The following is a 6,917-nucleotide window of genomic DNA, read 5'->3' on the forward strand; positions in this document are numbered from 1 at the left end:
TGAAATGATGGAGGCTCACGATCAGAATTCGAAAAGAAGTTGTCCTGGACTGGCGGGGTAGCAGATTGTTCCATCCGGATGAGGCTCGGCAAATGGGGTAAGACGTCCCTCTTCGCGGGTCGTTGAGTCCAGCAGATGGACCACTCTGTGGCCAGCCGTGAGCAGGTAGTCCGCAATGATTTGCCGATGGCAATCCGTCCATTGCCTTTCTGCGCACATCAGGACCGTCTGCCGCGCAGACAGCTGGTGAAGGCGATCAAGTGCGGCTCGGAAGGGAGGGCTCCTGGCGTAGTCGGCATAGCTCCGAAGAAATCCTTCGGGCCAGCCGTCATTGAGACGAAGGGGCGGGGCGTCCGTCCGCTCGCGATAGCCGCCAAGATCGGGAAGATGGTGATAAGCAATGCCGACTGATGCGAGCGCCTCTCTCAAGGGTCCGATGCTGAAATGAGGGTGTCGCCGCGATCCAGGAAATCTGCGCACATCGACCAGCGTCAGAATGTCCGCCGAACGCAGCACTTCGATGAATTCGGCACCCGATCTGCTGGAGTGTCCAACCGTAAAGATCGGATTGGTCAGCAATGCGCCGGTCATGTCGCCGAGATCGGCAGGTTCTGAACGGCCGCACTGATCGATTTGAAAAGCTCGTCGACGAGTCTCGGTGCCCGGAAACGGTACAGCCTGCCAAGCACGAGATTTTGTGGGCGATCCAAGTCAGCCAGGGGACGTGAAACCAAGCGGCCATGGCCGTCGACATTGTATGGAGGAACGAAGTTCAGCAGCGTATATCCGAAGCCATTGGCAACAAGGCTGCGCACCATCTCGAACGATTCGCTTTTGTGAGCCACCGTTGGGTTGAGGCCTTTGCTGCCGAACAGTGACAGGAAATAGTCACGGGTTCGTGGCTGATCGAGCAGTATCATGGGTTGTCCAACCAGATCCTGCAATGAACACGTCTGGCTTTCTGCGAGCGGGTGTGACGACGGCAGCACCACTTGCACAGGCATCGGCCTCAATGGCGCGACATGTACGGTGGTCGGAATATCGTAGTCATACACGATAATGAGATCAAAGCCGCCGCCGTGCAATGCATCGAGCAGCGCCTCGTGCTTGTCCTCACGCCAGCGCAGTTGGATCTCGGGGTGCTTCTCCGCAACTTCCTTCAGGATGAGTGGGATGAGATAGGGGGCGATGCTTGTAAGGCAGCCGATGTTGAGCCTTCCGACCGCCTTGTAGGGACCGCGTTGTGCGACGGATTCAATCTCGCGCGCGTGGAGCAGGATGTTACGGGCATGCGCTGCCAGATCCTGGCCCGCGGAGGTGAGCACCAGCCCTCTGGCATGCCTGCGGATGAAGAGCTGGACCTGGAGAAACTCTTCCATCTGCGCGATGGCAGTCGAGATCGAGGCGGATGAAACGTTGAGTGTTTCTGCTGCCCTCAACACGCTCTCGTTGTTAGCGGTCGCAAGGAAGTAGGTGAGTTGCCGCAGCGACAGCTTTGGAACGGTTTCTCCGACCTCGATCTTGTCCTGATACTTGTCTGGACTCACGACCGCTCCCTTTTAGTGAGCTGCTCCCGTTGATCTGCTCATCATTCGCGCAGTACTCTGCAGCTCTGTTCGGCATTCCGCGTGAGAAACTAAGCAGTTCAAGAAAACCAAACTAAAGCGACAAGTAATCATAATTGGCAGAACCAAGGCTGAAGGCAATAGTCGAGAGGCGAATTTGACGCGGCGTCTTGACGCCGGAAGACATGGAGCCCGCGATGGTTGCGCAGAAGCAATTCCTCACCACGGCCTTTGGCGGATATCTCAAACAGGAGACACCGGCCGAGAATGCGGAGCTGACCCATGTCGAGAAGGGGTCGCCGGGCGGAGAGTTGCTCCGTCGCTACTGGCAGCCGATCGCCTTGACTTCCGAGGTCGGCGAAGTCCCGCTTGGATTTCGGATGTTCGGTGAGGATCTCGTTGTCTTCCGCACCACGAGAGGCGACTACGGCATCCTCGATCGTCATTGCAGCCACCGCGGTACGTCACTGGAGTTCGGCCTACCGACGGAGGAGGGGCTGCGTTGCTGCTACCATGGCTGGCTGTTCGGGGTGGACGGACGCGTATTGGAGACGCCGGGTGATCCTCCGGGCAGCGCCCTAAAGGATCGCCTTTTCCACGGCGCCTACCCTTGCAAGGAGTACAAGGGTCTCATCTTCGGCTATTTCGGCCCGCCGGCCAGCATTCCCGAATTTCCGATCTACGATAGCTACGAATATCCGGGCGACAAACTCGTTCCTTACTGCATCACCTATCCCTGCAATTGGCTTCAAGTGCAGGAAAACGTGATGGACCCCGCGCACGCAGTGTTTCTCCACACGCGCGTCACCTTCTCGCACTTTTCCGACACCTGGGGCGAGCTCCCGGTGATGGACTTCGTGGAGACGCCAACCGGCATGATTTACGTCACCACGCGGCGGTGGAAAGACAAGGTCTGGGTCCGCTCTAACGATATTCTCATGCCGAACCTCGCCCAGGTCGGCCACATCTGGGAAGACGGCCAGGATGCCAAGCAGTTCGGCCGCGTCGGCATCACGCGATGGACGACGCCGATCGACAACACAACTTGCAAGGTCATCGGCTGGCGGCACTTTCACTCTGAGGTCAATCCGCGCGGCATCGGCAAAGAGGAGGAGTGCGGTCTGGAAAAGGTTGACTTCTATGGACAGGGCGCAGGCGCCTCGTTCGAGGAGAGACAACGGCTGCCCGGCGACTACGATGCTATCGTCTCGCAGCGGCCGATTGCGCGGCATGGACTGGAGCATCTCACCTATTGCGACAAGGGCGTCGTGATGCTGAGAAAATTGCTGCGACGGGATATCCGCAGGCTCGCCGCCGGTGAGGACCTGCCGGCTTCGTCGTTGCGCTCAAATGGGCTGATTCCGACTTATTGCCACGATACCGTCCTGTCGATACCGCCCATTGCCGGCATCGACGATCTCGAACTGCAGGAGGAGATCGGTCGCCGGGTGACCGAGATCGTCGTCGAGGGTGATCATCACGGCTCCGACGGACGGCTCTCAGCCGTGCGCGACATGCTGCTGGCTTACGAGCAGTCCGTGGTGTCGCAGGCCGCGGCCTGATCCAAGCGAGTAAGGAGAAGCGCGTGTCGAGCAAAAGTCCCATTCATCCTGGCAAGGTGGCCTGGACCGGCGAAAATCCCGGTATCTATCTGAAGGATAGTCAGGATGGTCCGTGGACCGGCCTGATGTGCTTCTTCCGGATCGTGTATTCCGCGCATGGCATGGGTAGCGGCATCGTCGTGCTCGACAAGCCTGGGCTCGCGCAAGGTTATCCGGAGGTCGCGAACTTCTGTATCAGCGATAACGAGCCACTGGCACGTTACCTGATTGACGAGTTCTTCTCGAAGTTCGCGTCTTTCCGTGTCTCTCCAGGTATCCAGGCCCTCACGCATCTGCCTATGATCGAATGCCGGCGCGAAGGCAGCACGTTGTCGACCTATTCCGAGATCGTTCGCAGCAAGGAACTGGAGGTTGTCGCGACTTGGAAGGATCTCGGCGCCGCCTACGCGGTCGACATGCCGGCCGAGAACGGCCCGACCAAGCTCCATCAAATGTACAGCCTGTTCCTCGACGCCGCCGGCGGATCGGTGACGATCAACGGCCGGCCGCTCGCCGGCAAGGTGATGCAGCGGGATTTCGCCGGGACGCGCAAGAGCACAGCGTTTCTCGCCTTTTCCGAATCCTGGATGGAAGTCTGAGGCGCGAGGAGGGCCGATGTCCGACGCATTGCAGTTTCTCATCAGCGGACTGGTGGTCGGCAGCATCTACGGGCTGATTGGGGTCGGATTCACCTGTATCTACAACGTCACCGGCATCGTCAATTTCGCGCAAGGTGACTTCGCGATGGTCGGTGCGATGAGCGCGATCGCGATCCAGGCCGCGGGCGCGCCGCTGTGGCTCGCGATCCTGCTCGCCATCGTGATCACCTGCGCGGTGGCGTTGCTGATCGAGCGCAGTGCGATCAGGCCGGTCCGGGGCGACGTGATGCGCGGCATCATCGTCACCATCGGCGTCGGCGTGGTACTGCAGGGGCTGGCGGCGATCGTCTGGGGCACCGATGCGCAGCCGATGCCCGCGTTCTCGGGCGAGCAGCTGATCCATGTATTCGGCGCGACGGTGATGCCGCAGTCGCTGTGGGTGCTCGGAACGGCCATTGTTGCAATGGTGGCCCTCGATCTGCTTTTTCGAAGAACATATCTTGGCCAGATGTTTCGTGCCTGCGCGATGAATCCGTTTGCCGCGCGTCTCGTCGGCATGAAGGTCGAGACAATGAGCCTCGTCGGCTTCGTGATGTCCGGCGCACTGGGAGCGATCGCGGGAATCGTGGTGGCGCCGATCGCGCTGACGCAATACGACACCGGCCTTCAGCTCGGCATCAAGGGTTTCGTCGCCTGCATCGTCGGCGGCTTCGGCGGCCCGATTGGCGCCGCGGTGGGCGGCCTCGTGCTCGGCGTGCTCGAGGCTTTTTCCGCCGGCTACGTCAGTTCGGGCTACAAGAACGCGATCGCCTTCGCGCTGCTGCTGGGCTTCCTGCTGTTCAGGCCGGGCGGCCTGCTCGGCGAATACGAGCGGGTACGCGGATGATGAACTGGCGCATTCCAGCCCTGATCGTCTGCATCGCCGCCTGCGCCGCCACCGGCAACGGCTATTTCGTCAGCCTGATGGTGATCATCGGCCTGCAGGCGCTGCCCGCGATCGGCCTCGCGCTGATCGCCGGCTATACCGGTCAGATCTCGCTCGGACACGCCGCGTTCTACGGACTCGGCGCCTACGGCGCCGCGCTGATCGGCAAATGGCTCGGCGTGCCGGCCGGGCTCGACATCGTGCTGTCGGCGGCGGTGGTCGCCGCGCTGGCCTGGGCGATCGGCTGGCTGGTGTTTCGTCTCAAGGGACACTACCTGGCGATGGCCACGCTGGCCTTCGGCATCATCGTTCAGGTGTGCCTTGTCGAGATGCACGGCGTCACCGGCGGACCGGACGGACTGACCGGAATCGCGCCGCTCAGTTTGTTCGGCGTCCCGTTGGCGAGCGACTTCGCGATCCTGCCGGTGATCTGGCTGGTGACCATCGCGGCGATCGTCTGCGCCCAGAACCTCGTCGCGTCGCCGACCGGGCTGGCGATGCGGGCGATCTCGGAGAACGAGGCCACGGCGCGCTCGGTCGGCAACGACGTGAAATCGGTCAAGCGCCTGATCATGATGGTGAGCGGGCTGTTCTGCGCCCTCGGCGGCGGCCTTTACGCGCACTACATCGGCTACCTCAGCCCCGGCCCGTTCGACGTCGGCTTTTCGATCAAGCTGCTGCTGATGGTGGCGATCGGCGGCTTCGCCGACGTCTGGGGCGTGCTGTTCGGCGTGATCTTCATCACCCTGATCGGCGAGGCGCTGAAGCCGCTCGGCGCCTACGACATCGTCGCCTACGGCGCGCTGCTGGTGATCAGCGTGATCTACTGCCCCGACGGCCTGCTGCGCGGCATCGCCTCGCTCGCCGGCCGGGCCATGCACACCTCGACCGCGGAGCGTCGCTCATGACCGAAGCTCTGCTCAGGGTCGAGGCGGCCTCGGTGAGATTCGGCGCGTTCCGGGCGCTCACGGACGTCAGCTTCGACGTCGAGTCCGGAGAACTCGTCGCGCTGATCGGGCCCAACGGCGCCGGCAAGACCACCTTGCTCAACGTGCTCTCCGGCGAGATCACGCCGCAGACCGGAACTGTCCGCTTCGACGGCCGCGACATCACCGGCGATGCGCCGCACCGCGTCGTGGCGCAGGGCCTGGCACGGACCTTCCAGGCCGCCGAACCGTTCCAGCGTCTTACCGTCCGCGAGAACGTCATGGTCGGCGGCGTCGCCGGCCATCGGCTCGGCCTGTTGCCGTCGATGCTCGGCCGGGGCCGGGCGTTGCTCGACCATGGCGAGCTTCGGCGTCAGGCGGACGCGCATCTCGAGGCGGTCGGGCTCGCGGCGCTCGCCGATCAGCCGGCGTCGGTTCTGACCGCGGGTCAGCGCCGGCTGCTGGGGATCGCGCGCGTGCTGGCGTCCGGCGCCCGGATGCTGGTGCTCGACGAACCCGGCGCCGGGTTGAACGAGCCCGAAAAGCGAGCTCTCGGCGATATCATCCTGTCGCTCTCGGCGGCCGGCAAGACGATCCTGTTCATCGATCACGACATGCCGCTGGTGAGCCGGATCGCACGGCGAATCCTGGTGCTCGACCAGGGCCACATCATCGCCAATGGCGAGCCGGCCGCGGTGCGCAGCAATCGGCGGGTGGTCGAGGCTTATCTCGGACGACGCCCGGTCGGGCCGTCGGCGCTGAGACCGGCGCGCGTGTTCGCCGCCTCGCCGCTGATGGAAATCGACGGCATGCAGGTCAGCTACGGCGGGCTGAAGGCACTGGATCGTGCGTCGCTGACGGTCGGCCGCGGCGAGATCGTCGCGCTGGTCGGCGCCAATGGCGCCGGCAAGAGCAGCCTGCTGCGCGCCGTCGCCGGCGTTGAGACCAGCAGCGCCGACCGCCTGAGTTTCGACGGCGCCGATCTGCGCCGCGTCGGCGCGGACCGGCGGGTCGCCCACGGCATCAGTCTGGTGCCGGAGGGGCGCGCGCTGTTCTCGTCGCTGACGGTACTGCAGAACCTGGCCTCCGGCCGTTACGCACTGCGGCGTTCGCGAGGCTTCCACCACATCGTCTGGCCCGGTGGCCGCGAACGGCGCGATTTCGAACAGCGGCTCGAGACGGTGTACCAGCTGTTTCCGCTGTTGAAGGAGCGCAGCAGCCAGCTCGCCGGCACGCTGAGCGGCGGCCAGCAACAGATGCTGGCGATCGGTCGCGCGCTGATGGCCGAGCCGCGGCTGCTG

7 protein-coding genes are annotated in these 6,917 nt (G+C 63.2%); 5 read left to right on the forward strand and 2 right to left on the reverse strand.

The features are described from left to right. Nucleotides 1-21: 21 nt before the first annotated feature. Together IC50_RS39125 and IC50_RS14750 are read right to left on the reverse strand one after the other, a co-directional pair. A complete protein-coding gene (locus IC50_RS39125) occupies nucleotides 22-591 on the reverse strand; it encodes a DUF488 domain-containing protein (RefSeq protein ID WP_081492443.1) in 570 nt (189 codons plus the stop codon). Then, nucleotides 588-1,547 carry a LysR family transcriptional regulator gene (locus tag IC50_RS14750; RefSeq protein WP_050990997.1) on the reverse strand — a complete coding sequence of 320 codons (960 nt, stop codon included), beginning with the start codon at nucleotides 1,545-1,547 and terminating at the stop codon, nucleotides 588-590. The genes IC50_RS39125 and IC50_RS14750 overlap by 4 nt, the downstream gene beginning before the upstream one ends. 215 nt (nucleotides 1,548-1,762) lie before the next feature. Between IC50_RS14750 and IC50_RS14755 the strand changes: the two genes are divergently transcribed. The 5 genes from IC50_RS14755 to IC50_RS14775 all read left to right on the forward strand — a co-directional run. Then, nucleotides 1,763-3,127 carry an aromatic ring-hydroxylating dioxygenase subunit alpha gene (locus tag IC50_RS14755; RefSeq protein ID WP_035705644.1) on the forward strand — a complete coding sequence of 455 codons (1,365 nt, stop codon included), beginning with the start codon at nucleotides 1,763-1,765 and terminating at the stop codon, nucleotides 3,125-3,127. A gap of 23 nt (nucleotides 3,128-3,150) precedes the next feature. Beyond that, entirely contained in the window at nucleotides 3,151-3,765 is a 615-nt protein-coding gene (locus IC50_RS14760; RefSeq protein WP_035705600.1) for a hypothetical protein, read from the forward strand. A gap of 16 nt (nucleotides 3,766-3,781) precedes the next feature. Next, a complete protein-coding gene (locus tag IC50_RS14765) occupies nucleotides 3,782-4,651 on the forward strand; it encodes a branched-chain amino acid ABC transporter permease (protein ID WP_035705603.1) in 870 nt (289 codons plus the stop codon). Next, the gene (locus tag IC50_RS14770) at nucleotides 4,648-5,598 is read left to right on the forward strand and encodes a branched-chain amino acid ABC transporter permease (protein ID WP_063826468.1); all 951 of its coding nucleotides are present in this window, start codon (nucleotides 4,648-4,650) and stop codon (nucleotides 5,596-5,598) included. Before IC50_RS14765 ends, IC50_RS14770 begins: the two co-directional genes overlap by 4 nt. Next, nucleotides 5,595-6,917: ATP-binding cassette domain-containing protein (locus IC50_RS14775; RefSeq protein WP_035705605.1), on the forward strand; the 1,323-nt coding region annotated here is incomplete at its 3' end. The genes IC50_RS14770 and IC50_RS14775, both read left to right, overlap by 4 nt.

The sequence above is a fragment of the Bradyrhizobium genomosp. I (2014) genome, from assembly GCF_000261685.1.
Classification (GTDB): domain Bacteria; phylum Pseudomonadota; class Alphaproteobacteria; order Rhizobiales; family Xanthobacteraceae; genus Bradyrhizobium.

What these genes read in the sequence shown, in the direction of transcription:
- IC50_RS14755 (WP_035705644.1), top strand. Translation starts at nt 1,763, where the DNA reads ATGGTTGCGCAGAAGCAATTCCTCACCACGGCCTTTGGCGGATATCTC.
- IC50_RS14770 (WP_063826468.1), top strand. Translation starts at nt 4,648, where the DNA reads ATGATGAACTGGCGCATTCCAGCCCTGATCGTCTGCATCGCCGCCTGC.
- IC50_RS14765 (WP_035705603.1), top strand. Translation starts at nt 3,782, where the DNA reads ATGTCCGACGCATTGCAGTTTCTCATCAGCGGACTGGTGGTCGGCAGC.
- IC50_RS39125 (WP_081492443.1), bottom strand. Translation starts at nt 591, where the DNA reads ATGACCGGCGCATTGCTGACCAATCCGATCTTTACGGTTGGACACTCC.